This is a genomic window from Curtobacterium sp. MCBD17_019, assembly GCF_003234555.1.
Lineage (GTDB): Bacteria > Actinomycetota > Actinomycetes > Actinomycetales > Microbacteriaceae > Curtobacterium.
In genome coordinates this window covers 11,808-35,359 of record NZ_QKTT01000009.1, presented here as the reverse complement: position 1 = coordinate 35,359, position 23,552 = coordinate 11,808, and the positions used below count along the sequence as shown (strand labels likewise).

The following is a 23,552-nucleotide window of genomic DNA, read 5'->3' as shown; positions in this document are numbered from 1 at the left end:
CGGAGCACGTGCGCGCCCGACCTGTGGACGGCCGCTGTCCGGCTCCCCCGGTGGATGACCGGACACCTGGCCCGACTCCCCCTCCGCCGAGATCGCAGTCGTTGCCGGTGTGCGGTGGGTCAAACCGGCAACAAGTGCGATCTCGGCGGAGGGAGAGGAGGGAGGAACGGCGAACGGGCCGCCCTCCCGGAGGAGAGCGGCCCGTTCGGAACCGTCAGGCGTGGATCAGAAGTCCATGCCACCCGTCGGGTCGGCCGGAACCGGCGCCGACTTCTCGGGCTTGTCGGCGACGACGGCCTCGGTGGTGAGGAAGAGGCCGGCGATCGACGCGGCGTTCTGCAGCGCCGAGCGCGTGACCTTCGCCGGGTCGATGATGCCCGCGGCGACGAGGTCGACGTACTCACCCGTCGCGGCGTTGAGGCCCCAGCCCGACTCGAGCTCGCGCACCTTCGCGGCGACGACGCCCGGCTCGAGACCGGCGTTCAGCGCGATCTGCTTGAGCGGCGCATCGATCGCGACGCGGACGATGTTCGCGCCGGTCGCCTCGTCACCCGTGAGCTCGAGGCCCTCGAGCGCGGTCTTGCCGGCCTGGATGAGGGCGACACCACCACCGGCGACGATGCCCTCCTCGACGGCGGCCTTCGCGTTGCGGACGGCGTCCTCGATGCGGTGCTTGCGCTCCTTGAGCTCGACCTCGGTCGCGGCACCGGCCTTGATGACGGCGACGCCACCGGCGAGCTTGGCGAGGCGCTCCTGGAGCTTCTCGCGGTCGTAGTCCGAGTCGGTCGACTCGATCTCGCCGCGGATCTGGCGGACGCGGCCGGCGATCTGCTCGGAGTCCCCAGCGCCCTCGACGATCGTGGTCTCGTCCTTGGTGATGACGACCTTGCGGGCACGGCCGAGGAGGTCGAGCGTCGCGTTCTCGAGGCTGAGGCCGACCTCTTCGGAGATGACCTGGCCACCGGTGAGGATCGCGATGTCCTGCAGCATGGCCTTGCGGCGGTCACCGAAGCCCGGGGCCTTGACGGCGACGGACTTGAAGATGCCGCGGATCTTGTTCACGACGAGCGTGGCCAGGGCCTCGCCGTCGACGTCCTCGGCGATGATGAGGAGCTGCTTGCCCGACTGGATGACCTTGTCGACCACCGGGAGCAGGTCCTTGATGTTCGAGATCTTCGAGTTGACGATGAGGATGTACGGGTCCTCGAAGACGGCCTCCTGGCGCTCCGGGTCCGTGACGAAGTACTGGGACAGGTAGCCCTTGTCGAAGCGCATGCCCTCGGTCAGCTCGAGCTCGGTGCCGAAGGTGTTCGACTCCTCGACGGTGACGACGCCCTCCTTGCCGACCTTGTCGATCGCCTCGGCGATGAGCTCACCGATCGTGCTGTCGGCGGCCGAGATCGACGCCGTGGCGGCGATCTGGTCCTTGGTCTCGATCTCCTTGGCGTTCTCGAGGAGCGCGGCGGAGACGGCCGCGACGGCCTTCTCGATGCCCTTCTTGAGGCTGATCGGGTCGGCGCCGGCGGCGACGTTGCGGAGGCCCTCACGGACCAGCGCCTGCGCGAGGACCGTGGCGGTGGTGGTGCCGTCACCCGCAACGTCGTCGGTCTTCTTGGCGACCTCCTTGACCAGCTCGGCGCCGATCTTCTCGTAGGGGTCGTCGAGCTCGATCTCCTTGGCGATGGAGACACCGTCGTTGGTGATCGTGGGGGCGCCCCACTTCTTCTCGAGGACGACGTTGCGGCCGCGCGGGCCGAGCGTCACCTTCACGGCGTCGGCCAGCGTGTTGAGGCCGCGCTCGAGGCCGCGACGGGCCTCCTCGTCGAAAGCAATGATCTTAGCCATGTGTGTTCCTCGTCCCTCCCGGACGTCGCAATGGTCTTGGCACTCGGTACAACTGAGTGCCAACTGATTCTGGCACTCGCACCTGTCGAGTGCAACACAGCGACCTCACGCGGCATGCCGCGTTCCGGGACGCGGACCGGGAGGCCCGCCATCGCCCGACATCGGACCCCGCCGCCGGGTTCCCCGTCGGGGACCCCTCCACACGACGACGAGCGCGCCGCCCCGTCGGGGACGACGCGCTCGGACGCGTGGTGGTCGACGACCGTCGCCGGCGGACCGGCGACCGAGGTCAGGCCGGTCGGACGGACTCGGCCTGCGGACCCTTCGAGCCGGTGCCGACGTCGAAGGTGACCGCCTGCCCTTCTTCGAGGACCTTGTAGCCGTTCATGTCGATCGCGGAGTAGTGGACGAAGACGTCCTGCCCCCCGCCATCGACGGTGATGAACCCGTAGCCCTTCTCGGCGTTGAACCACTTGACGGTGCCGTTGGCCATTCTCTTGCTCCCTGCGGTGTTGCATTGCCACTGACGACGGCGCGACCGGTCCGCGACCGCCGGGTCCGAGCGCATACCTGCCTCACCCGGGTCTTCGCGGTGGAGGCACCGGCACGGTGTCGCCCTCGGATCACTGGGGTGACCAATTCCAGATCGTATCGGCGGACGCGCCGCCGACAAGAGGTGCGGACCAACTTCTTCATCCCGGCCGACGGAACTCAACATGCCCGAAACAAACGTGCAACAAACGGCACGACGAGTGGGGCGGAACGCCCGTCCCGGGTCAGCCGGCGTAATCGGCGCCGAGCACCACGGTGACGGCCGCGTTCGGGAACGCCGACGACTTGGCAACCGTTCCGACGCCGAGCGTCTTGACGATCCCGCGAGCGATCGCCGCCTCGGCGTCCGTCTGGTAGTAGACGATCGTCTGCGAGGCGTCCTGGGATCCGGCGTTGCCGTCGCTCGCGACCACCCAACCCGCGTTCTCGAGCGTCGCGGTGCCGGTGGCGGCGAGTCCGGCGGTGGAGGTCCCGTTGAGCACCGTGAGCGTCATGGTCTTCGGCTGGTCGCTCGGCGCGGCGGTCGCGGCCGTCGTCGACGAGGACGACGCTCCACTCGTGGCCGACGCGGACGCGGACGACCCGGTCGTCCCGGGGTCGGTGAACTGCGTGCTGTTGTTGGCGACCTCGAGCACGACGATGCCGATCACGACGAGCACCGCGCAGGCGAGCGCGGACCAGGCCACCAGGATCCAGCCACGGCCGCGCCTCGGGAGACCGCGGTGTGCCCCGACCCTCGGGCCGTCGGCGACGTCGTCGAATCGGTCTCGGGGGTATCTCGTCATGGCTGTCCTGCGGGCCCTTCACGGTCGGCGCGAGGCGGTGCGAAGGACCGCGCGGCGCGGGCACTGGTCCGTGCCCGGCGCAGTCGCTGCAGTCGCGTCACGAGCTGCGGATCGTAGGCGAGCGCGGCCGGGGAGTCGATCACGCGGTTGAGCACCTGATAGTAGCGGGCCGGCGACATGTCGAAGCGGACGCGGATGTCGGCTTCCTTCGTCCGGTCGTGCCGCGCCCGATCGTGCTCGAACGTGAGGATGCTCCGTGCGAGCTCCGAGAGATCGGAGTCGGTCCGGGATCCGGTCACGTCGGTCCTCCTGGTCGGATGGCTCGCCGGTCGGCTGGCCTCCGGTCATGCTAGGGCGGCATCCACGCCGGACCCTGGCATGGCCCTGGCAGGTCGGAAAGACACCGATCAGGCCGTCGGTGTGCCGAGCGTCCAGGACGGGTCCGCGCCGAGGGGCGTGACGGTCGTGCCGTGGGCGTCGGCGAGCGCCAGGGCGACCCCGTCGAGCGAGACCGTGGCGAAGGCCGACGGAGCGGCGAGGTCGATGCCCCGCTCGGCGAGTTCCCCCACGGGCGGCAGGGTCGCGGCGACGTCGTGGAGCGACCCCGTCCGCTCCATCGCCACCCAGCGGACCCCGCGGTCCCGGAGCCGCTCGACGACGCGCTGCCGGTCCGAGCCCGGCAGGTAGACGAGCGTGCCGAGCGTGAGCACGACGGGCGTCGCCCCGCGCGGCAGCAGGTCGATCGCGCGGTCGAGGTCGTCCGGGGCGGTCCCGCGGACGGCGGTGTACGGGTCGGCCCGCACGGCGTCGGCGGCCCGCCGCATGAGCGCGACACGGTCGGTCGCCTCGACGGGGACGGACTCGACGAGCCGGTCGAACGCCCCGGGGGACCGCAGGTCGATCGGCGCCGGATCGAGCCCGAACCGCGCCACCACGTCGAGCCGGGAGGGCCGGCGCGGCCCTGTCCCGTCGGCCCGGCTCCCGGCGTCATCCGTCGACGGCCGGGAGGCACGGGACCGGCCCGCACCGCGCCTCCCGTCGGACGGAGCAGCGGGTCCCGGACGCATCTGGAACCGGAGCGGGATCTCCGGCTCGCGCGCGGCCTCGGCGACGCGGACGGTGTCGTCGAGGCGGTCGACGTCGACGGTTGCGTGGTCCGGGACGATGCAGAGGCCGGCGCTCACCCCCACCTCGAGGAGCGCGAGCGGCCCCGGGATGCCCGCGAGCACGGGGACGACCGGCGCCATGCGTCGGGGGTCGTTCGTCTGGGTCGTGGACACGGCCAGCTCGGCGAGCAGCCGGTCGGGGGCGTCGCGGACGAGCCGGAGGAGGGCCTCCCGGTCGGTCGGGTCGGCGCCCAGGCGGCGCGCGACGGCGAAGAGCAGCTCGGGCTGCCGCTTGGTCGGGGCGACACGGATCAGCAGGTCGACGGCGGCGTCGTCCTCGGCGATCGATGTCGCCCAGCGGGCGGAGGTCGGCGAAGCGGTCACCATGCGCTCGGCGTGGTGGCGGTAGCGGCGGCGGGTGGCCTCGGGGCCGTCCGGCTCCGGCTGGTGCGGAGGCTCCGCGCGGCCCGGTGCGTCAGCGGACAGCATCGTCCCCGACCGCCGCCGCGCGGTACATCCCCACGTGGCGGATGCCCGCCTCGACGTAGGGTTCGCCGAACGGCACGAACCCGGCGGCGGCGTACAGGCCGGCGACGTACTCCTGCGCGTGGAGGAGGAAGGCCTCGTCCGGGTGGGCGGCGAGCACGGCGTCGACGAGCCGACGCGCGAGCCCCTGTCCGCGGTGCTCGACGGCCGTGGCCACGCGGCCGATGACCCGGGTCGCGGGCAGGTCGACGGCCGGCTGGACCTCGTCCGCGGCGGGCCGGATGCAGCGCAGGTAGGCGCGGGCGACGCCGTCCTCGCCGGGGATCCACCAGTGTTCCGTCTCCGGTTCGCGGTCCCGGCCGTCGAAGTCCTCGGCCGTCACGCGCTGCTCGAGCGCGAACACCCGGTTGCGCAGGCGGACGACGGCGTAGAGGTCGTCCGTCGTCAGGGCGTCCCACCGGCCACGGTGGACGGAATGCTCGGTCATCGGTGCGAGTTTAATGACATGACCGCGTCACGAGTGCGGTCACGACCAGGAGGAACCCATGGCATACAACGTGGAGAAGACCGACGCCGAGTGGCGTGAGGAACTCGACCCGCAGCAGTACGCCGTGCTGCGGCAGGCCGCGACCGAGCGCCCGTGGACGGGTGAGCTGCTCGACGAGGAGCGCGCCGGCGTCTACACCTGTGCGGCGTGCGGTGCGGAGCTGTTCAAGAGCGGCACCAAGTTCGACTCGGGCTGCGGGTGGCCGTCGTTCTACGAGTCGGTGCGCCCCGAGGCCGTGCAGCTCATCGAGGACCGCACGCTCGGCATGGTGCGCACCGAGGTCCGCTGCGCGAGCTGCGGTTCGCACCTCGGGCACGTGTTCCCGGACGGTTTCGGCACCCCGACCGGCGACCGGTACTGCATGAACTCGATCTCGCTCGGGTTCTCCCCCGCGGCGGACTGACCTCCACCGCGACACCTCGGCTCGTCGGTACACTTGGCGGGCCAGCCGGCATGGCGCAATTGGTAGCGCACCGTACTTGTAATACGGGGGTTGCGGGTTCGAGTCCCGCTGCCGGCCCCGATCAGCCGCGTCCGCGGTGTCCGTCTGCCGCGGTGTCAGCGGCACGACCAGTCGAAGTCGAGTCCGCTCGCCACACCCCCGACGACGTACTGCACCATGGCCACCCCGCCGTCGACGAGGCCCGGCCCGGCGCACGCCTCCTTCGCCCGGGCGAGCGGGGTCTCACCCGTGGCGATCCAGCTCGGCGCCGAGGCCAGGGCGCTGTTCGGTGTGGTCCCGCCACTGATGATCCCCCACTGGTACCCGGTCGAGTAGAGCCCGACGGCGATCCCCCGGGCGGCGAACGCATCGGTCATGCCGTCGAGCACCGCGACGTTCGTGGCGGGGTCCCGCCACGTGGCACCGGTCTCGACGTCGAGCCACCAGCGGTACGCCGCCGGATGGGACACGCCCCGGTCGACGACGTCGCGGACCGCGATGTCCCAGCCGTCCATGTACGAACAGGCGACGCCGTCGGAACCGGGCGTGCACACGCCGTACACGCTCGTGACCCTGGCCCCCTCGGGATCGACGTTCGACGTCGGCCAGCCACCGCCCGGCACGTGGCGGCCCGGGTTCGCCGTGTTGACGTACAGCGCGGCACGGGGCTGCGCGGCACCGCCCGCGGAGTCCCGCGCCCAGGCGAGCTGCGCGGCGAGGCACGGGTTCGTCGTGGTGCCGGACCCGTCGTTCACACCGATCACCGCGAACGCCTGTCCCGCCGGCAGGGCCCCGTGGCACTGCGGCCACGAGACGTCGTTCCCGAGGCCGGAGGGCGCCGAGCCGTCCGTGAAGTAGCCGGCGACGTCCAGGTGGAGGGTCGCCGCGCCTCCCGACGCGACGGCCTGCACCGACGCCTGTCGGAGCGCGACGGGCACGAGTCCCGCCACGGCTCGGCCCGCGGTGAACGCCAGCGCGACCCCGCCGTCGTCCCGGCCGTAGGGGGCGACCCGGAGCGCACCGGCGGGGCCGGATCGTTCGAGCGATGCGGTGACGAGCACGGCGGTCGCGTCGCCCGGGACGCCCGCGCCCCCGGCGAGTTGAATCTGCGTCGCGGCGCCCGTCGTCGTGCCGGTGTACGCCCGGACGGCCGTGATCGGGGTGAACACGGCCCCGGAGTCCGAGCGCGCGTACGCGCCGAGCACGTCGAGGGTCACCGTGGCCGAGCCGGCCGACACCGCGACGGACAGGGCGCCGTCGTCGAGCTGGGCCACGACCGCGTTCGCCGCGACGGCCCCGCGCGTGAACTGCTGGACGCCGATCCGGTTCGTGCGTCCTGCCGGGCCGACCCGCAACGACCCCGGCGCGGTCGGGTGCACCACGGTGGCCTCGAGGACGACGGCAGTGGCGCCCCTGGGCACCGTGACGCCGTCCGCCACGGGAACGCGGACCGGATGCGTGCCGACCGTGCCACGGAACGCCCTGGTGGTGTCGACCGGCTGGTACGTCGATCCCTGCGCGGCGCTCGTGTAGGCCCCCGACACGATCACCGACACCGAGGCGGAGCCGTCCGACAGCGCGACCTGGAGGCGACCGTGGACGAGACGGACCGTCGCGAGCCCGGTGACGGTCGTGCCCGCCGTGACGCGCTGTGTGGCCACCGGTGCGTCCTGCCCCGCCGGCGTGACCCGGACCCAGCCGTCGTCCGTCGGAGCCGTGACGCGGACGTCGACGACGACGGCATCGGCCGCGGGGGCGACCCCCGCGCGACCAGCGACCGGCACCGCCACGGGTCGTGTGCCGACGTCGCCGCGGAACACGAGGGCGCGGGTCAGCGGCGTGAACCGGTCACCGGACGACCCGTCCGCCGCGAGGTGGGACGACCGTGCGGACCTGACGGCCACACCCGCCGCGACGGCGAGCGCGAGCACGCCGATGACCGCCACGAGCAACGCGGTGAGCCGGGCCGGACGCCTGCGTCCGCTCCGCATGGTCCCCCTCGGTCGACGTGGACGCTGCACGGCACGAGGCCACGCACCGCCCCCGGGGAGCGCGCGTGGCCTCGTGGTGCGTCCGGTCACGGATCAGGAGAGCGACCGGCGCGACAGCGGGTAACCAGCCCACCGATGCCGAGAGCATGACAGGCGGATCAACGTCGGACAACGTCTCCGAGCCACGCCGCGCCGCTTCCTGTGAGGATTCTTGGTAGCGAGGGGGACGCTCAGCGGCCCCCGGTCAGCTTCCGGTCGCGCTGCGCCACACCGGCGGTGCCGTACGGGTAGTCGTCGATGCGGGGCGTGCTCGCCTCGGAGAGCGCCGTCAGCTCCTCCGGGGTCAGCACGAGGTCCGCCGACGCCAGGTTGTCCTGCAGCTGCTCCACCGTGCGGGCACCGAGGATGACCGAGGTGACGGCCGGCTGCGCGAGCAGCCAGGCCAACGCGACCTGCGAGTACGACGTGCCGTGGGCCTCCGCGGCCGCGCCGACCGCCCCGAGGACGGCCCACGTGCGCTCGTCGGCGTTCCGCGCCTCCCACGCCTCCATGCCGCGCTTCGGGTTCTCACCCAGCCGGGTCGCACCCGTCGGGGCCTGGTCCCGCTGGTACTTGCCGGACAGCCACCCGCCGGCGAGTGGCGACCACGGCAGGAGACCGATGTTCGCGTCGAGGCACGCGGGCACGATCTCGTGCTCGATGTCGCGCACGAGCAGGTTGTACTGCGGCTGCAGGGTCACGGGCGGAGCCCAGTGGTTCGCCTTCGCCTCGTAGACCGCCTTCGTGATCTGGTAGCCGAGGTAGTTCGAGAACCCGTACGCGCCGATCTTGCCGGCGGACACGGCGTCGTCGAGGAACCGGAGGGTCTCCTCGATCGGCGTCAGGGCGTCCCACGCGTGCATCTGGTACAGGTCGATGTAGTCGACACCGAGCCGCTCGAGGGACGCGTCGAGCGCCCGCGTCAGGTGGCGGCGCGAGAGGCCGACGTCGTTCGGGCCGTCGCCCTGGGGGAACCGGCCCTTCGTGGCGATGACGACCTGCTGCGCCTCGGTCGGGTGGTCTGCGAGCCAGCGACCGATGATCCGCTCGGACTCGTTGCCCGAGTAGACGTCCGCCGTGTCGATGAAGGTACCGCCGGCCTCGACGAATGCGTCGAGGATCGTGCGTGAGGTGGGTTCGTCGGCTTCACTGCCGAACGTCATGGTGCCGAGCGTCAACGACGACACGGCGGCACCGCTGTTACCGAGGAGTCTGTAGTCCATGTCGTGGACGCTAGCCCTGGGTGGCCTCCGCGTCCGCGCGGGTGCGCTGCAGGAACGCGATCGCGGCCTCCCGGAACGCCCGCGAGGTCGGCGCGTTGAAGTGGTTCCGGCCCGGGATCTCGACGAACTCGGCACGCGGCGCCGCGGCCGCGAGGCGCTGCGACGCCGCGAGGATGCCGTCCTCGCTCCCCGCCGCCAGGAGCAACGGCTGCGTCGGCGCGTTGTCCGGTCTGGGCTCGACGCTGTCCCGCATCCCCTCGACCATCGCGACGAGCGCACGGAGGTCGTTGCCCGGGACACCGGAGGCCATGGTCAGGTAGGCGTTCGTCACGCGGTCCTCGACGGGCTCGCCATGCTCGATGAACGCCCGCGCCTGGTCGACCCGGACCCGTCGCATCGGGTCCGCGTCCGGGATGCCCCCGAGGACCGCTCGGCTGATCCGGTCGGGGATCCGGTCCGCGGTGTGCCATCCGACGCGTGCCCCGAGCGAGTACCCGAGGTACGCGACGTCGTCGAGCAGGTAGGCGTCGACGACCGCGGTGACGTCGGCGACGAGGAGGTCCATCGAGTACTCCTGCGGCCGGTGCGGCTTGCTGCTGCGGCCGTGCCCGCGCAAGTCGACGACGACGACGCGGTGGCCGGCGCGCGTGAGGTCACGGGTCCAGCCCGACGCGTGCCAGTTGAGGAGCCCGGAGGACGCGAACCCGTGCACGGCGACCACCGCGGGGGCGTCCGGGTCGCCGTGGTCGTACGTGGCGATGTCGAGACCGTCCGGCGAGACGACGACGCGTGGACGGGGGGCTTCGGGAACGAGCGACATGGCGCGGACCAGGCTACCGACGACGTGGCATCGTGGCGGCATGGACGGCTACGGCGCAGACCAGATCCGGGCGGCCGAGGCGCCGCACCTCGCCGCGGGCGAGCCGCTCATGCAGCGGGCCGCCGCCGGACTCGCCGACGTGGTCGACGAGCTGCTCGGCGACCCCGCGGTCGTCCCCGGCGACGGCGAGCGCACCGTGCTCCTGCTCGTCGGCAGCGGCGACAACGGCGGCGACGCGTTGTTCGCCGGTGCGGCGCTCGCCGCACGCGGTCACCGCGTCGAGGTGCTGTGCCTCGGGTCGCGCGTGCACGAGGCGGGGGCGGCGGCCGCGCAGCAGGCCGGCGCGGTCCTCCTCGAGCACCCGGACGACGACGAGACGGTGCGGGCGGCGGCGCTGCGGGCCGACCTCGTGCTCGACGCCGTGCTCGGCATCGGACGGACGAGCTCGACGGCACTCCGCTCGCCCGCACGGGAGGCCGTGGGCGTCATCCGGGACCTCGCGCGGGACCAGCGCGCTCCGTCCGTCGTCGCCGTGGACGTCCCGAGCGGCATCGACCCCGACACGGGCGCGGTCGCTGACGACCACGTGCTCGAGGCCGACGTGACCGTCACGTTCGGCGGCGTCAAGGCGGGACTGCTGCGCGGTCCGGGGCGGGCCCTCGCGGGACGCGTCGTGCTCGTCGACGTCGGCATCGGCGCGGACCTCGCCGCGGTGGAGCCGCTCGTCCGGACCTGACCCGACCGGGAGCGCACCCGCCCCGGGGGACTCAGCCCCGCGCCTCCCGGTACGCCTCGACGAACCGCAGGTACGTGACGGCGATGAGGTCCTGGGCGTCCTCCTCGGCGAGGCCGCGGTCCAGGACGTCGCCGAGCGGCTGCTCCCAGATGCTCCGGCCGATCGCGAAGCCGACGAACCCGTCGAGTGGTGCGGCCACCGAGAGCCAGTGGTCGAGCGCGTCCTCCGAGGCGTCCCGACCGAGGATGACGCACTGCACGCTGTCCCGGCCGCCCTGCTTCGTGGCGGCGACGACCCGCTCGGCGTCCTCGCGGCGGTCGAGGCCCTCGATCTTCCAGATGTCCGGCTCCACGCCGTGCTCCTGCAGGAACCCGATGACGTCGACGGTGAGCGACGGGCGCAGGTCCCGGTCGTAGTCCTCGACCGACGCCTTCTGCTCGTCCGTGCCGGGGACGAGCAGTTCGAGCAGGAACGACCGGCCCGCGTCGCGCAGGGTGCTCGTCACGCCGGCGAGCCGTTCGGCCTGCCCGCGTCGTTCGTCGGCGTCGAGGTCCGGGTTGTCGCGGACGAGGACCTTGACGTGGTCGGGGTCGAACTCCTCGACGTGCTGCATCCACAGCCCGTCGTCCCCGTCGCCGTACTCGAACGTGAAGAAGTCGTGGCCCGACGCCTCGATCGGCATCGCGAGCTGGAGTCCCGCGGCCTTGGCCGCCCGTGCGACCTCGGCGCCGTAGCGTTCGTCGACGAGCACGCCGGTGCGCTCTCGGTCGGCTCCGCGGGTCAGGGCGTCGAGCAGCCCCCGGTAGACGAGCATCTTGCCGTCCCGGATCCGCTGGATGTCGTCCTCGTCGTCGGGCTGTCCGGACGCGATCCGGTAGGTGTGCTTGGCGAGCGAGTCCCGGTGGTCCATCGCCAGGATGAACACGGGATGCTCCGCGTCGAGCTGCGGTCGGTCGTCGAACGTGGACATGTGGCGCTCCCTCCGGGCGCGGCCCGGGAGGCCCGCCCCCACCGATCGAACGCCGTCGCCCTGGCAGCCGCCCGAGGGTCGGCGCGACCGGCCGCGGGTCGGCCCGCCCGCCCGCGGGTCGGCTCGCCCGCCCGCGGATCGGCTCGCCCGCCCGCGGGTCGGGTCAGCCGGCCGAGGACGTCGCGGTCGGAGTCGGGGTCGGCGCCGGCGTCTCGTCGCCGGACGCGTACGTGCTGCCCGCGGCGGTCACGACGAAGGTCCGGAACTCGGCGTTCGTGAACGGCAGGCTGTAGTCGTACCGCTTGCCGTTCACGAAGATCGTCGGCGTGCCGGTGAGCTGCCGGAGCCCGGTGCCGGGCACCCCGTGGGTGAGGACGTCGTTCGTCCGCGCGTCCACCCACGCGGCGTAGCGCTGGGTGTCGATGCACCGCTCGATGGCGTCGAGGTGCCGGATCCCGTGCACGCCCGCCACGAGGTGTCGGAGCTGTGCGTCGTCGAGGCCCTTCGTGTTCTCCTCGGGCTGCTCGGCGTACAGCGCCTGGTTCACGGCGAAGAACTGGTCGGGCGACGAGTTCGCCACACAGGCCGCCGCGTTCGCCGCACGGAGCGAGTACTTCGTGCCCTGCGATCGGTTCGTCAGGATCGCGATGGGGTGGATCTCGACGGTCGCGGCACCGGACGTCACGAGGCCCCGGATGTACGCGTTGTTCTCGTGCTCGAACTGGCCACAGATCGGGCAGAGGTAGTCGATGTACATCGTGATGTGGACGGTGCCCGCGACGTCGACCGCACCCGAGGCGTCCCCGGTCCCCGAAGCACTCGGCGTCGCCGATGCGGTGCCGCTCGAACCGGCGGACGCCGACGCACTCGACGTGGCACGCCCCGCGCCGCCGGCGTCACCGCGCCCCGCTCCGACCGCGCGCAGCCCCTGCCCGATGGTGATGCCGCCGCCCGCCATGTGCGCGGGCCCCGGACCGGCCGGCTGCACCGAGCGGACGAGCACGATCGACACGACCGCGACGATCGCGATGAGGACGACGACGAGGCCCGCCTGCAGCCCGATGCGCACACCGCGCTGGCGTCGCTTCTGGCGGGCCCTGGCCTGTTGTGCTCGGATCCTCGCAGCCGCGCGGCGCTCGTTCCGCGTGGCGCGCTCGTCGCCCTCGGGACGATTCGTCATACCGGTCCTCCGTGATCGGGCCGGCCCCTCCGGCCCTCCTGTCGTCCGCGGTACCTCCCGCACCGCCCGGACGGACCTGGGAAGTGTACTTGCGTGGGCTGGGAGACCGTGGTCGGGAGGCCCATCGACGGCCGCGCCACTGGCGCCGACGTGCGAAACCGTGTTGTATGTCCCTCGATGGTCGATGTCGCCCATCCGGGGGCCTCAGGGTCACCGTTCCTCACTACGGATCGTCCGGCACGTACCTGCCGGTGAAGGAGCAAGAACGCATCATGGCGTCCGTCACCTACGACAAGGCAACCCGTCTCTACCCCGGAGGCAACCGCCCCGCCGTCGACGGCCTCGACCTCGACATCGCGGACGGCGAGTTCCTCGTCCTCGTCGGCCCGTCGGGCTGTGGCAAGTCGACCTCCCTCCGCATGCTCGCGGGCCTGGAAGAAGTGAACGACGGCCGGATCCTCATCGGTGACCGCGACGTCACCGACATCCCGCCGAAGGACCGCGACATCGCGATGGTCTTCCAGAACTACGCGCTGTACCCGCACATGACCGTCGCCGAGAACATGGGCTTCGCGCTCAAGATCGCCGGCGTCGGCAAGGAGGAGCGCGCGACCCGCGTCCTCGAGGCGGCCAAGCTCCTCGACCTCGAGCAGTACCTCTCGCGCAAGCCGAAGGCGCTCTCGGGTGGTCAGCGGCAGCGCGTCGCGATGGGCCGCGCGATCGTCCGTCAACCCCAGGTGTTCCTCATGGACGAGCCGCTGTCGAACCTCGACGCCAAGCTCCGCGTCCAGACCCGCACGCAGATCGCGTCGCTCCAGCGTCGGCTCGGGGTCACGACCGTCTACGTCACGCACGACCAGACCGAGGCCCTGACCATGGGCGACCGCATCGCGGTCCTCAAGGACGGCATCCTCCAGCAGGTCGGCACCCCGCGCGACCTGTACGAGAAGCCGAACAACGTGTTCGTCGCCGGGTTCATCGGCTCGCCGGCCATGAACCTCCTGCCGGCGGACATCGCCGACGGTGGCGTGCGCTTCGGCACGTCGGTCGCCGCGGTCGACCGCGACGTCCTCAGCAACGCCAAGTCGTCGAACGTCACCATCGGGGTTCGCCCCGAGGACGTCGTCGTCTCGCAGTCGGGCGAGGGCCTGCCGGTCCAGGTCGACGTCGTCGAGGAGCTCGGCGCCGACGGCTACCTGTACGGCCACAGCGAGGCCGCCGGGAGCCGCGTCGACGTCGTCGCACGCGTCGACGGCCGTCACCACCCCTTCGCGGGCGACACCGTATACATCACGGCCCAGCCGGGCCGCGTGCACGTGTTCGACACCGAGTCGGGCGAGCGCCTCGGCGACAAGGCCGTCGTCAGCGCCTGATCGGACCGACACCACCGGGAGCCTGCCGGACCGCCCCACGAAGGCGGGCCGGCAGGCTCCCGGCGTTCGGCCAGACCGTACCGTCCGCACCCTGCACCACCGAAAGCGACCCCCTCGTGCCCGACTCGATGTCCATCACCGCCGCCACCGTCGACCCTGGCCTGCTCGACCTGCCGTGGGACCTCCCGCTCGACGCCTGGCCCGACGACACGATCGCCGCGCTGCCGAAGGGCATCTCGCGACACCTCGTGCGGTTCGTGCACCTCAGCGGCTACGTCGTGGCGGTCAAGGAGACGAGCGAGGAGCTCGCCCGCAGTGAGTACGACATGCTCCGGACGCTCCAGCGCATGGACGTCCCGTGCGTGGACCCGGTCGCCGTCATCACGAACCGCGTGGGACGCGACGGGGAGGCCCTGCAGCCGGTCCTCGTGACCCGGCACCTCCGGTTCTCGCTCCCGTACCGCGCGCTCTACTCGCAGACGCTGCGGCCGGACACCGCGACGCGCCTCGTCGACGCCCTGGCGGTCCTCCTGGTGCGGCTGCACATCATCGGTTTCTTCTGGGGCGACGTGTCGCTCTCGAACACCCTCTTCCGCCGCGACGCCGGTGCGTTCGCCGCGTACCTCGTCGACGCCGAGACGGGCAAGCTCTACCCCGGCGGCCTGTCGAACGGGCAGCGTGAGAACGACCTCGAGATCGCGCGCGTCAACATCGCCGGCGAGCTCCTCGACCTGGAGGCCGGCGGTCGCCTCGACGAGAACGCGGACCCGGTCACGGTGTCCGACGGCATCGTGGCCCAGTACCGGACGCTGTGGAAGGAACTGACCGGGTCCGAGGAGTTCGACGCCTCGGAGCGCTGGCGCATCAACAGCCGCGTCGAGCGCCTCAACGACCTCGGGTTCGACATCGAGGAACTCGCGATCCGCACGACCGAGGGCGGCCAGCAGGTCCGTATCCAGCCGAAGGTCGTGGACGCTGGCCACCACCAGCGGCGGCTGCTCCGGCTCACCGGCATCGACGCCGGCGAGAACCAGGCACGGCGGCTCCTCAACGACCTCGACGCCTACCGTGCCCGCAACGGCCGCGACGAACTCGACGAGGAGATGGTCGCGCACGAGTGGGTGTCCCGCGTCTTCGAACCCGTGGTCCGGGCGATCCCCCGGGAGCTCCGCGGGCGGCTCGAACCCGCCGAGGTGTTCCACGAGCTCCTCGAGCACCGCTGGTACATGGCGCAGCAGGAGCAGCGGTCGGTGTCGCTGCCCGAGGCCACCACGGCCTACATGAACGACGTGCTGCGGCACCGCCGCGACGAGCGCATGCTCATCGACCCGCCGACGAACTCGATCGCGCTGCCCCTCGAGGACGAGGACGAGGACGAGGACTGGCGGGCGAACGTCTGACGGCTGCGGTGCACCGGTGACGACACCGGCTCGCGGGCGACGACACCGACGATACGGTCGGACCGTGACGTCCGAGGAACAGCGCGTGTGGGACCAGGCCCGCTGGCAGCGCATGAGCCAGTGGCCGCTCACGGTCGCCGCCGTGGCGTTCCTCGTGGCGTTCGCCGTCCAGGTGCTCGCGGACCTGCACGGCGCAGCCGCCCTGCCGTCGGATCTCGTCATCAACGCCACCTGGGTGATGTTCGCGGTCGACTACGTCGTCATGCTCGTCCTCGCGGAGCACCGCGGCCGGTGGTTCCGCCGCCACCTGCTCGACCTCGCGGCGATCGCCCTCCCGACGCTCCGCCCGCTGCGGCTCCTCCGCCTCGTGCAGCTGTTCCGGGTCCTGCAACGCACCACCGGCACGGCGGTCCGGGGCCGCGTCATCATCTACGTGACGGTGACGACCGCGCTGCTCGTGTTCGTCGCGGCACTGGCGATGCTCGACGTCGAGCGCCACGCCCCGCACGCGACGATCACGGACTTCGGCGCCGCGATCTGGTGGGCGCTCGTCACGATGACCACGGTGGGCTACGGGGACGTCGTGCCGGTGACGCCCGAGGGCCGGTTGATCGCGGCCGCCGTGATGATCGGCGGCATCGCGCTCATCGGTGTCGTCACGGCGACCCTGGCGAGCTGGATCATCGACCAGGTCGGACGGCGCGACGAGGAGAGCCAGGCGGTGACCCAGCGGCAGGTCCGCGAGCTCGCCGCCGAGATCCGCGCGCTGCGCGCCGAACTCGCGGACGCTCGGACCGCACCGACCGCGGGAGTGGCCTCCGCAGCCACACCAGCAGCAACGGCACCCGCCGCAGCCGCACCGACACCAGCAGCAACGGCACCCGCCGCAGCCGCACCCGCACCGACCCCGCGGACGACGCCTCCAGCGCAGTCCCGGTGACGACGGATCCGAGCGTCAGGCCCGTCGACGGCGCCGGGCGACCTCCCACAGGGTGACGCTCGCGGCGATCCCGGCGTTGAGCGACTCCGTGGCGCTCGAGATCGGGATCGACACGACGGCGTCGCACGTGTCCGTGACGAGCCGCGACAGGCCCTTGCCCTCGCTCCCGACGACGATGACGATCGGCCGGTCGGCGAGTTCGAGTTCGTCGAGCTGCACGTCGCCGTCACCGTCGAGTCCGAGCACGAACAGCCCGCGCTGCTGCAGGGCCTTGAGCGTCTGCGTGAGGTTCGGCGCCATCGCCACGGGGATGCGCGCCGCGGCACCGGCCGAGGTCTTCCACGCCGAGGCCGTGACGCCGACCGAACGGCGCTGCGGCACGATGACACCGTGGCCGCCGAACGCAGCCGTGGAGCGGATGATCGCGCCGAGGTTCCGGGGGTCCGTCACGCCGTCGAGTGCCACGAGCAACGGCACCTGGTCACGACGCTCGGCCGCGTCGACGAGGTCGTCCGCGTGGGCGTACTCGTACGGCGGCACCTTGAGCGCGACACCCTGGTGCACCGCGTCGTGGCCCGAGATGCGGTCGAGCTCGGGCCGCATGACCTCGAGCACCGGCACACCGCGGTGCGTCGCGAGCGCCAGGATCTCCTTGACGCGGTCGTCGACCTCGATCCGGGCGGCGACGTAGAGGGTGCTCGCCGGGATCCGCGCGCGGAGCGCCTCGAGCACGGAGTTGCGCCCCGTCACGAGCTCCGACTCGTCACCTGACCGCCGCGGTGCCGGCCGGGAGGCGCGGGGCTGCGGCGCGCTCGACGCACCGTGCCGCTGACGGGCGGTCTCGAGCCGTTCCTGCGCGGCCTTGCGCTTGCCCGCGGGGTGGTACGGCCGGTCCTCGGCCTTCGGGGTGGGGCCACGCCCCTCGAGCGCCTGGCGCCCCTGCCCGCCCGAACCGACCTGCTTGTTGCCGGTGCGGCCGGAGCGGACGGCGCCCGGACGGCCCTTGCGCTTGCCGGAGGTGTTCTTCACGCGATGCTCCAATGGGTTCCGGAGGGGGTGTCCTCGATCGTGATGCCCGCGGCGGCGAGGTCGTCGCGCACGCGGTCCGCCGTGGCGAAGTCGCGGGCGGCACGGGCAGTGGTGCGCTCGGCGACGAGCCGCTCGACGAGTTGGGCGAGCGGACCGGCGGCGCGGTCCGAGGCCTCGGGGCCGGCGGACCAGGTGTCGGCGAGCGGGTCGATCCCGAGCACCTCGACCATGGCCGTAACCTGCTGGTGGGCGGCGCCGAGCGCGGCGATGTCGTCGGCGTCGAGCGCGGCGTTGCCGGCCCGGACCGTCTCGTGGAGCACCGCGAGGGCCTGCGGAACGGCGAGGTCGTCGTCCATCGCTGCGGCGAACGCGTCGGGGACGACGGCGGCCACGCGCACGGGCTCGTCCACGAGGCGCCGGCGAGCGCGCGACAGGAACCCGGCGATGCGCTCGAACGCCGCCTCGGCCTCGGCGAGGGAGCCCTCGTGGTGGTCGATCGTCGAGCGGTAGTGCGCCGACGCCAGGAAGTACCGCACCACGACGGGGCGCGCGGCCGCGAGGAAGTCCGCCGCGAAGATCGAGTTGCCGAGCGACTTCGACATCTTCTGGCCGTCGACCGTGACGAGGCCGTTGTGCAGCCAGTGGGTGGCGAAGGCGTCACCGGCCGCCGTCGACTGCGCGAGCTCGTTCTCGTGGTGCGGGAAGCGCAGGTCGAGGCCGCCCCCGTGGATGTCGAACGCCGCACCCAGGTACCGCCGGGACATCGCGGAGCACTCGATGTGCCAACCCGGTCGCCCCGCACCCCACGGGGACGGCCAGGACGCGGATCTGGGCTCCCCCGCCTTCGTGCCCTTCCAGAGGGCGAAGTCACGCGGGTCGCGCTTGCCCCGGGGATCGGCATCGGTGGCGTCCACCATGTCGTCGCGACGCTGGTGCGTCAGCGCTCCGTAGTCCGGCCAGCTCGCCGTGTCGAAGTAGACGTCGCCCGAGTCGTCCGCCGCGGGGTAGGCGTGCCCGCGCTCGACCAGGCGCGTGATGATCGCCTGCATCTCGGACACGCTCGCGGTGGCCCGCGGTTCATATGTCGGGGGGAGGATCCCGAGCGCCCGGTAGCCGGCCGCGAACTCGAGCTCGAACCGGTAGGCGCGGGCCCACCACTCCTCGCCGGACCCGGCCGCGAGGTCGAGGATCTTGTCGTCGATGTCCGTGACGTTCCGGACGAGCGTGACCTCGTACCCACGGTGCACGAGCCACCGCCGCCAGAGGTCGTAGACCAGCGCCGAACGGAGGTGCCCGATGTGCGGGGAGGACTGCACCGTCGGACCGCAGACGTACATGCCCACGTGGCCGTCGGTCAGCGGCGTGAAGGGGACGACCTCCCCCGCGCGGGAGTCGTACAGGCGAACGGTCACGGCCTCAAGACTATGGGGTCGTCCGTCCGCGTGACTCAGTCGACGGCCGCCGTGTGGACGGTGTCGGCACCCGTCGCCCTGTGCACGAGCGCTGTGGCGATGGCGGCGAGCCCCTCGCCCCGGCCCGTGAACCCGAGGCCGTCGGTGGTCGTCCCGGACACCGCGACCGGCACACCGACGACCGCCGCGAGTGCGTCCTGCATCTCCTCGCGCCGGGCACCGATCCGCGGTCGGTTCCCGATGACCTGCACGCTGACGCTCGTCGGCACCCAACCGGCCTCGGCCAGGAGCGCCACCGCCCCCTGCAGGAACACGGTCCCCGACGCGCCGGCGTAGCGGGGATCATCGGTCCCGAACCGGCCGCCGATGTCCCCGAGCCCGGCGGCGGACAACAGGGCGTCGCACACCGCGTGCGCGACGGCGTCCCCATCGCTGTGGCCCGCGAGTCCGGGCTCATCCGGGAACGCGAGCAGCCCGACCCGGCACGGCACCGCGGCGTCGAACGCATGGACGTCGACACCGAGCCCGACGCGTGTGGCGACCGGCACCCCGGCCGGGAGGCCCGGACCAGGCGGACCCGACGGCCACCGGTCCGCCCCGCGGTCGGCGACCACGGCCTCCGCGCGACGGAGGTCCCAGGCGGTCGTGATCTTGAAGGCGTCCGCGTCACCCGCCACCACGTGCACCACGCCGCCCGCGGCCTGGAACACCCCGGCGTCGTCGGTCTCGGAGCGAGCGGCGGACGCGTACGCGGCCCGGAGTGCGTCGAGCGGGAACCCCTGGGGCGTCTGCACACCGACCAGTGCGGCTCGGTCCACGGTCTCGACGACGACGGCGCCGTCATCGGGACCGAGGACGTCGACGCGCTTCACGGTGTCCGTCACCGGGAGCGCCGGGACGACCCCCGCGCCCGTGGTCCGCACGGCCTGGAACACCCGCTCGACCTGGTCGGCCGGGGTGAGGCACCGGGCGGCGTCGTGGACGAGCACCGAGGCGACGGAGTCCGGCAGGGCTGCCAGGCCGGCCTCGACGGACGCGTGGCGATCGGGGCCTCCCGGCACGACCGCCGTGTGGCCGACCGCCGGTCCGGCGACGTCGGCGACGAGGGCACGGCACTCGTCGAGCCGCTCGACGGGAGCGACGACCACGACGAACGTGGGCTCGGCGAGCGTGAACAGCGGTTCGAGCGCCCGCTCGAGCATCCGACGGCCGGCGACCGGCACGAACGCCTTCGGGACGCCGAACCCGAGCCGGGTCCCCGAACCCGCCGCGACCACGACGACCGCGCGCACGGCGACGGCGCCGACGTCATGGGACGTCGGCGCCGTTGTGGGTGACCGGTGGGTCACGGATGCGTCAGGAGGCGAGGACCTCGTCGAGGACGGTCGAGGCCTGGTCCTCGTCGGTCTTCTCGGCGAGGGCGAGCTCGGAGATCAGGATCTGACGGGCCTTGGCGAGCATGCGCTTCTCGCCGGCGGAGAGACCGCGGTCCTGGTCGCGGCGCCAGAGGTCGCGGACGACCTCGGAGACCTTGATGACGTCACCCGAGGCGAGCTTCTCGAGGTTCGCCTTGTACCGGCGCGACCAGTTCGTCGGCTCCTCGGTGAACGGGGCGCGCAGGACCTCGAACACGCGGTCCAGGCCCTCTTTGCCGATGACGTCACGGACACCGACGAGGTCGACGTTGTCCGCCGGCACCTCGATCGTCAGGTCACCCTGGGTGACACGCAGCTTGAGGTAGACCTTCTCCTCGCCCTTGATGATCCGCGTCTTGACTTCAGAGATGGTTGCCGCCCCGTGGTGGGGGTAGACGACGGTTTCGCCGACCTCGAATTGCATGTGTTGAGCTCCGTTCCGAGACCTTCAGTTTACCACAAGCATTTGTCGAGTAATGGGCGGCCGGTGGGGCTGCACGGGCAGTGCCCCCGCCCATCGCTAGGATGGGGCGGGTCGCCGTGGGCCCGCTGCGATCCGGTGTCGCGCGGGTCGCTGACAGCGGCCCCAGCCGCACCGCGCCAAGCTCGGATGCGTCCATGACGGCTGTCCCACCGGTCAAGCATCGTGACTCCTGGAGGAAAGTGTGAGAGCTCGGGTTCTCGTGTCCATCGCCGTGGCGGCGTCCATCGCCGTCGGGACCGCCGGCTGCGAGTTCCTCACCGAGGCCGGCACCACCAAGGGGTACAACGCGAGTGACGGCGTGAGCACCTCCGTCGGTGCCGTCGACGTGCGCAACGCCCTCCTCCTCACCAAGAACGGCAAGCGGGCACGGCTCGTCGCGTCGCTCGTGAACAACGCGGACAGCAAGCGCACCGTGACGATCGAGCCGAAGGACCACGCGGGGCAGTCCGTGACCGTCGTCATCCCGGGCAACTCCTCGGTGGACCTCGGCAGCACGAGCCCCACCGCGCAGGAGGTCGTGTTCCCGAAGCTCGACTCGAAGGCCGGCTCGCTGGCCCGCGTCTACTTCACCTACTCCGGCGCCTCGGGCAAGTCGATCTCGGTCCCCGTGCTGAACGGCGCGATGGAGGAGTACCGCACGCTCCTGCCCACCCCGCAGCAGTCGCAGACCCCCACCCTCACGCCGACGCCGACCTCGACGGCCACGCCGGTCGGCTGACGGTCCGACGTCCCGCAGCACCGACGGCGCCTCCGACCTCCGGGTCGGGGGCGCCGCGTCGTCCGCCCCGCCGAACGGGGATCGGATCGGACCGGCCGCCGCGGACGCAGCGCCGCGCAGGCAGCGCCGCGGACGCAGCGCCGGGCAGGCAGCGCCGCGCGCGGCCGGGAGGCGCGGGTCGGGCCCGCACCGTCCCTCCCAGTCGGCGGCCGCCGGATCAGGCCTCGATGCGGTAGCCGAGCCCGCGCACGGTGACGAGCACCTCGGGCACGGACGGCGTCCGCTCGATCTTCGAGCGGATCCGCTTGATGTGCACGTCGAGGGTCTTCGTGTCCCCGAAGTAGTCGGACCCCCACACGCGGTCGATGAGCTGACCGCGGGTCAGGACGCGCCCGGCGTTCCGGAGGAGCAGCTCGAGGAGCTCGAACTCCTTGAGCGGCATCGGCGTCTCGGCGCCGTCCACGGTGACCGTGTGCCGCTCGACGTCCATCCGGATGGCGCCCACCTGCAGCACGCCGCTGTCCGCCTGGTCGTCGTCGACGCGGCGCCGGAGCACCGCGCGGATCCGGGCCAGGAGCTCGCGGGTCGAGTACGGCTTCGTGACGTAGTCGTCGGCACCGAGCTCGAGGCCCACGACGACGTCCACCTCGGAGTCCTTCGCCGTGAGCATGATGATCGGCACGTTCGACCGCGTCCGGATCTGTCGGCAGACCTCGGTGCCGGGCAGCCCCGGGAGCATGAGGTCGAGGAGCACGAGGTCCGGCGTCACGGCGTCGAACTGCGCGAGTGCGGCGATGCCGTCGGCGGCCACGGTGGTCTCGTAGCCCTCGCGCTGCAGCAGGAAGCTCAGGGGGTCGCTCAGGGCGGGTTCGTCGTCGACGATGAGGATGTGGGTCACGATTGCTGCTCTTCCAGGTGCTCTTCGAGGGCTGATGTGAGTTCGGGGTCGGCTTCCGGGATCCGGATGGTGAACGTCGATCCGCGGCCGGGCTGGGACCAGACGCGGACGTCGCCGCCGTGGTTCGCGACGATGTGCTTGACGATCGCGAGCCCGAGGCCCGTGCCGCCGGTCGCCCGGGACCGCGCAGGATCGACCCGGTAGAACCGCTCGAACACGCGGTCCAGGTCGACCTCCGGGATCCCGACCCCCTGGTCGGTGACGGTGATCTCGACGAAGCCGTCCGCCCGCCGCACGCCGAGTCCGACGCGGGTGTGGTCCGGTGAGTACTTGACCGCGTTCGCGACGAGGTTCGAGACCGCGACCTGGAGCAGCGCCGCGTCGCCCATGACCCGGAGCTTCGACTTCTTGGCGCGGACGATCTGGATGTCGCGGCTCGCGGCGACGACCGAGTTCGCGTCGATCGCAGCCTGCACGATGCCGTCCACGGCGACCTCCTCGCTCGTCTCGACGACGTCGAGCGACTGCAGCCGGGACAGCTCGATGATGTCCTTCGTCAGTGCGCCGAGCCGCTCGGACTCGGTCACGAGCTGGGCGGCGAACCGGCGGACGTGCTCCGGGTCGTCCGCCGCCGCGACGAGGGTCTCGGCGAGCAGGCCGATCGCACCGATCGGGGTCTTGAGCTCGTGAGAGATGTTCGCGACGAAGTCACGACGGACCTCGTCGATCCGTCGACTCTCGGTGAGGTCGTCGGCGGTGAGCAGCACGTACCGGTTCCCGAGCAACGCCGCCCGGAACCCGAGGTACCCGACCGCGTCGCGGCTCCCCCGGGTCAGCTCGAGGTCCTCGGTCGCGTTCTCGCCACTGCGGCGCACCCGGTCCACGAGGTCGACGAGCTCGTCGTGCACGAGCCGCCGCCGCACGACGAGGCCCACGACGAGCGCCTGCGGCGAGGCCGCGACCACCGTGTTCGACGGGTCGACGACCACCGCGGGGTTGTGCATCGTCGCGATCACCGCCGCGACGCCGTCCGGCAGGTGCCGCTCGGCGACGTCGGCCGCCCGGGCGGTCCGCTCCGCCGCGATCACCAACACCACGACGCCCGCACCGAACACACCGCCGAGGAGCATCGACAGTGGCACGAGCCACGCGTTGTCCATG

At 72.3% G+C, this 23,552-nt stretch carries 23 protein-coding genes and 1 tRNA gene; 7 read left to right on the top strand and 17 right to left on the bottom strand.

Annotated elements, in window-relative coordinates; translation table 11 throughout:
- Window positions 1-225: 225 nt before the first annotated feature.
- The 6 genes from groL to DEI82_RS09900 form a co-directional block, all read right to left on the bottom strand.
- Complete coding sequence (gene groL / locus DEI82_RS09925) at window positions 226-1,845, bottom strand: chaperonin GroEL (protein ID WP_111010501.1); 1,620 nt, start codon at window positions 1,843-1,845, stop codon at window positions 226-228.
- 289 nt (window positions 1,846-2,134) lie between these two features.
- A complete protein-coding gene (locus DEI82_RS09920; RefSeq protein ID WP_111010502.1) occupies window positions 2,135-2,338 on the bottom strand; it encodes a cold-shock protein in 204 nt (67 codons plus the stop codon).
- Window positions 2,339-2,621: 283 nt separating this feature from the next.
- Complete coding sequence (locus tag DEI82_RS09915; RefSeq protein WP_111026291.1) at window positions 2,622-3,182, bottom strand: LytR C-terminal domain-containing protein; 561 nt, start codon at window positions 3,180-3,182, stop codon at window positions 2,622-2,624.
- Complete coding sequence (locus DEI82_RS09910; RefSeq protein ID WP_111010504.1) at window positions 3,179-3,481, bottom strand: DUF3263 domain-containing protein; 303 nt, start codon at window positions 3,479-3,481, stop codon at window positions 3,179-3,181. The genes DEI82_RS09915 and DEI82_RS09910 overlap by 4 nt, the downstream gene beginning before the upstream one ends.
- A gap of 108 nt (window positions 3,482-3,589) precedes the next feature.
- Window positions 3,590-4,777 (bottom strand): DUF2332 family protein, encoded by a 1,188-nt coding sequence (locus DEI82_RS09905; protein WP_111036661.1) that lies wholly within the window; start codon window positions 4,775-4,777, stop codon window positions 3,590-3,592.
- Window positions 4,764-5,261 (bottom strand): GNAT family N-acetyltransferase, encoded by a 498-nt coding sequence (locus tag DEI82_RS09900; RefSeq protein ID WP_111026293.1) that lies wholly within the window; start codon window positions 5,259-5,261, stop codon window positions 4,764-4,766. The genes DEI82_RS09905 and DEI82_RS09900 overlap by 14 nt, the downstream gene beginning before the upstream one ends.
- Window positions 5,262-5,319: 58 nt before the next feature.
- On the opposite strand from DEI82_RS09900, the gene msrB reads away from it, so the two are divergent.
- Both msrB and DEI82_RS09890 read left to right on the top strand, forming a co-directional pair.
- Window positions 5,320-5,724, top strand: a complete 405-nt coding sequence (gene msrB, locus DEI82_RS09895; protein WP_111010507.1) for a peptide-methionine (R)-S-oxide reductase MsrB — start codon at window positions 5,320-5,322, stop codon at window positions 5,722-5,724.
- Between the two features lie 44 nt (window positions 5,725-5,768).
- Window positions 5,769-5,841 (top strand) — tRNA-Thr (locus DEI82_RS09890).
- Between the two features lie 38 nt (window positions 5,842-5,879).
- Here DEI82_RS09890 and DEI82_RS09885 read toward each other — a convergent pair.
- The 3 genes from DEI82_RS09885 to DEI82_RS09875 all read right to left on the bottom strand — a co-directional run bounded on the left by DEI82_RS09885 (window position 5,880) and on the right by DEI82_RS09875 (window position 9,836).
- Complete coding sequence (locus tag DEI82_RS09885; protein ID WP_111036660.1) at window positions 5,880-7,754, bottom strand: hypothetical protein; 1,875 nt, start codon at window positions 7,752-7,754, stop codon at window positions 5,880-5,882.
- 230 nt (window positions 7,755-7,984) lie between these two features.
- On the bottom strand, window positions 7,985-9,016 hold the full coding sequence (locus DEI82_RS09880; protein WP_111013094.1) for an aldo/keto reductase: 1,032 nt from the start codon (window positions 9,014-9,016) through the stop codon (window positions 7,985-7,987).
- A 10-nt stretch (window positions 9,017-9,026) separates the two neighbouring features.
- The gene (locus DEI82_RS09875; protein ID WP_111010510.1) at window positions 9,027-9,836 is read right to left on the bottom strand and encodes an alpha/beta fold hydrolase; all 810 of its coding nucleotides are present in this window, start codon (window positions 9,834-9,836) and stop codon (window positions 9,027-9,029) included.
- 40 nt (window positions 9,837-9,876) lie between these two features.
- On the opposite strand from DEI82_RS09875, the gene DEI82_RS09870 reads away from it, so the two are divergent.
- Window positions 9,877-10,572 (top strand): NAD(P)H-hydrate epimerase, encoded by a 696-nt coding sequence (locus DEI82_RS09870; protein ID WP_111010511.1) that lies wholly within the window; start codon window positions 9,877-9,879, stop codon window positions 10,570-10,572.
- Window positions 10,573-10,603: 31 nt separating this feature from the next.
- Here DEI82_RS09870 and DEI82_RS09865 read toward each other — a convergent pair whose 3' ends face one another.
- Together DEI82_RS09865 and DEI82_RS09860 are read right to left on the bottom strand one after the other, a co-directional pair.
- Window positions 10,604-11,542, bottom strand: coding sequence for a 2-deoxy-5-keto-D-gluconate 6-phosphate aldolase domain-containing protein (locus DEI82_RS09865; RefSeq protein ID WP_111036659.1), 939 nt, complete (start codon window positions 11,540-11,542; stop codon window positions 10,604-10,606).
- 163 nt (window positions 11,543-11,705) lie between these two features.
- Window positions 11,706-12,722 (bottom strand): thioredoxin domain-containing protein, encoded by a 1,017-nt coding sequence (locus tag DEI82_RS09860; RefSeq protein WP_181435172.1) that lies wholly within the window; start codon window positions 12,720-12,722, stop codon window positions 11,706-11,708.
- 272 nt (window positions 12,723-12,994) lie between these two features.
- Here DEI82_RS09860 and DEI82_RS09855 point away from each other — a divergent pair, with 272 nt between their 5' ends.
- The 3 genes from DEI82_RS09855 (at window position 12,995) to DEI82_RS09845 (ending at window position 16,435) form a co-directional block, all read left to right on the top strand.
- Window positions 12,995-14,095: an ABC transporter ATP-binding protein gene (locus DEI82_RS09855; RefSeq protein ID WP_111013089.1), complete on the top strand. Its 1,101-nt coding sequence runs from the start codon at window positions 12,995-12,997 to the stop codon at window positions 14,093-14,095.
- Window positions 14,096-14,211: 116 nt separating this feature from the next.
- Window positions 14,212-15,495 carry a DUF4032 domain-containing protein gene (locus DEI82_RS09850; RefSeq protein ID WP_111010515.1) on the top strand — a complete coding sequence of 428 codons (1,284 nt, stop codon included), beginning with the start codon at window positions 14,212-14,214 and terminating at the stop codon, window positions 15,493-15,495.
- Window positions 15,496-15,559: 64 nt separating this feature from the next.
- Window positions 15,560-16,435, top strand: a complete 876-nt coding sequence (locus tag DEI82_RS09845; RefSeq protein ID WP_258372027.1) for a potassium channel family protein — start codon at window positions 15,560-15,562, stop codon at window positions 16,433-16,435.
- A gap of 15 nt (window positions 16,436-16,450) precedes the next feature.
- On the opposite strand, the gene rlmB is transcribed toward DEI82_RS09845, so the two are convergent.
- The 4 genes from rlmB to DEI82_RS09825 all read right to left on the bottom strand — a co-directional run bounded on the left by rlmB (window position 16,451) and on the right by DEI82_RS09825 (window position 20,715).
- On the bottom strand, window positions 16,451-17,464 hold the full coding sequence (gene rlmB, locus DEI82_RS09840) for a 23S rRNA (guanosine(2251)-2'-O)-methyltransferase RlmB (RefSeq protein WP_111013088.1): 1,014 nt from the start codon (window positions 17,462-17,464) through the stop codon (window positions 16,451-16,453).
- Window positions 17,461-18,876: a cysteine--tRNA ligase gene (gene cysS / locus DEI82_RS09835; RefSeq protein ID WP_111036657.1), complete on the bottom strand. Its 1,416-nt coding sequence runs from the start codon at window positions 18,874-18,876 to the stop codon at window positions 17,461-17,463. Before cysS ends, rlmB begins: the two co-directional genes overlap by 4 nt.
- A gap of 35 nt (window positions 18,877-18,911) precedes the next feature.
- Window positions 18,912-20,168: a 2-C-methyl-D-erythritol 4-phosphate cytidylyltransferase gene (ispD, locus tag DEI82_RS09830; RefSeq protein WP_258372035.1), complete on the bottom strand. Its 1,257-nt coding sequence runs from the start codon at window positions 20,166-20,168 to the stop codon at window positions 18,912-18,914.
- A 64-nt stretch (window positions 20,169-20,232) separates the two neighbouring features.
- The gene (locus DEI82_RS09825) at window positions 20,233-20,715 is read right to left on the bottom strand and encodes a CarD family transcriptional regulator (RefSeq protein WP_111010518.1); all 483 of its coding nucleotides are present in this window, start codon (window positions 20,713-20,715) and stop codon (window positions 20,233-20,235) included.
- Window positions 20,716-20,956: 241 nt separating this feature from the next.
- Here DEI82_RS09825 and DEI82_RS09820 point away from each other — a divergent pair, with 241 nt between their 5' ends.
- Window positions 20,957-21,493, top strand: coding sequence for a hypothetical protein (locus DEI82_RS09820; RefSeq protein ID WP_146242882.1), 537 nt, complete (start codon window positions 20,957-20,959; stop codon window positions 21,491-21,493).
- A gap of 217 nt (window positions 21,494-21,710) precedes the next feature.
- Here DEI82_RS09820 and DEI82_RS09815 read toward each other — a convergent pair whose 3' ends face one another.
- Window positions 21,711-22,391, bottom strand: a complete 681-nt coding sequence (locus DEI82_RS09815; RefSeq protein ID WP_111036656.1) for a response regulator transcription factor — start codon at window positions 22,389-22,391, stop codon at window positions 21,711-21,713.
- Window positions 22,388-23,551 (bottom strand): cell wall metabolism sensor histidine kinase WalK, encoded by a 1,164-nt coding sequence (locus DEI82_RS09810; protein ID WP_111013085.1) that lies wholly within the window; start codon window positions 23,549-23,551, stop codon window positions 22,388-22,390. The genes DEI82_RS09815 and DEI82_RS09810 overlap by 4 nt, the downstream gene beginning before the upstream one ends.
- Window position 23,552 lies beyond the last annotated feature (1 nt).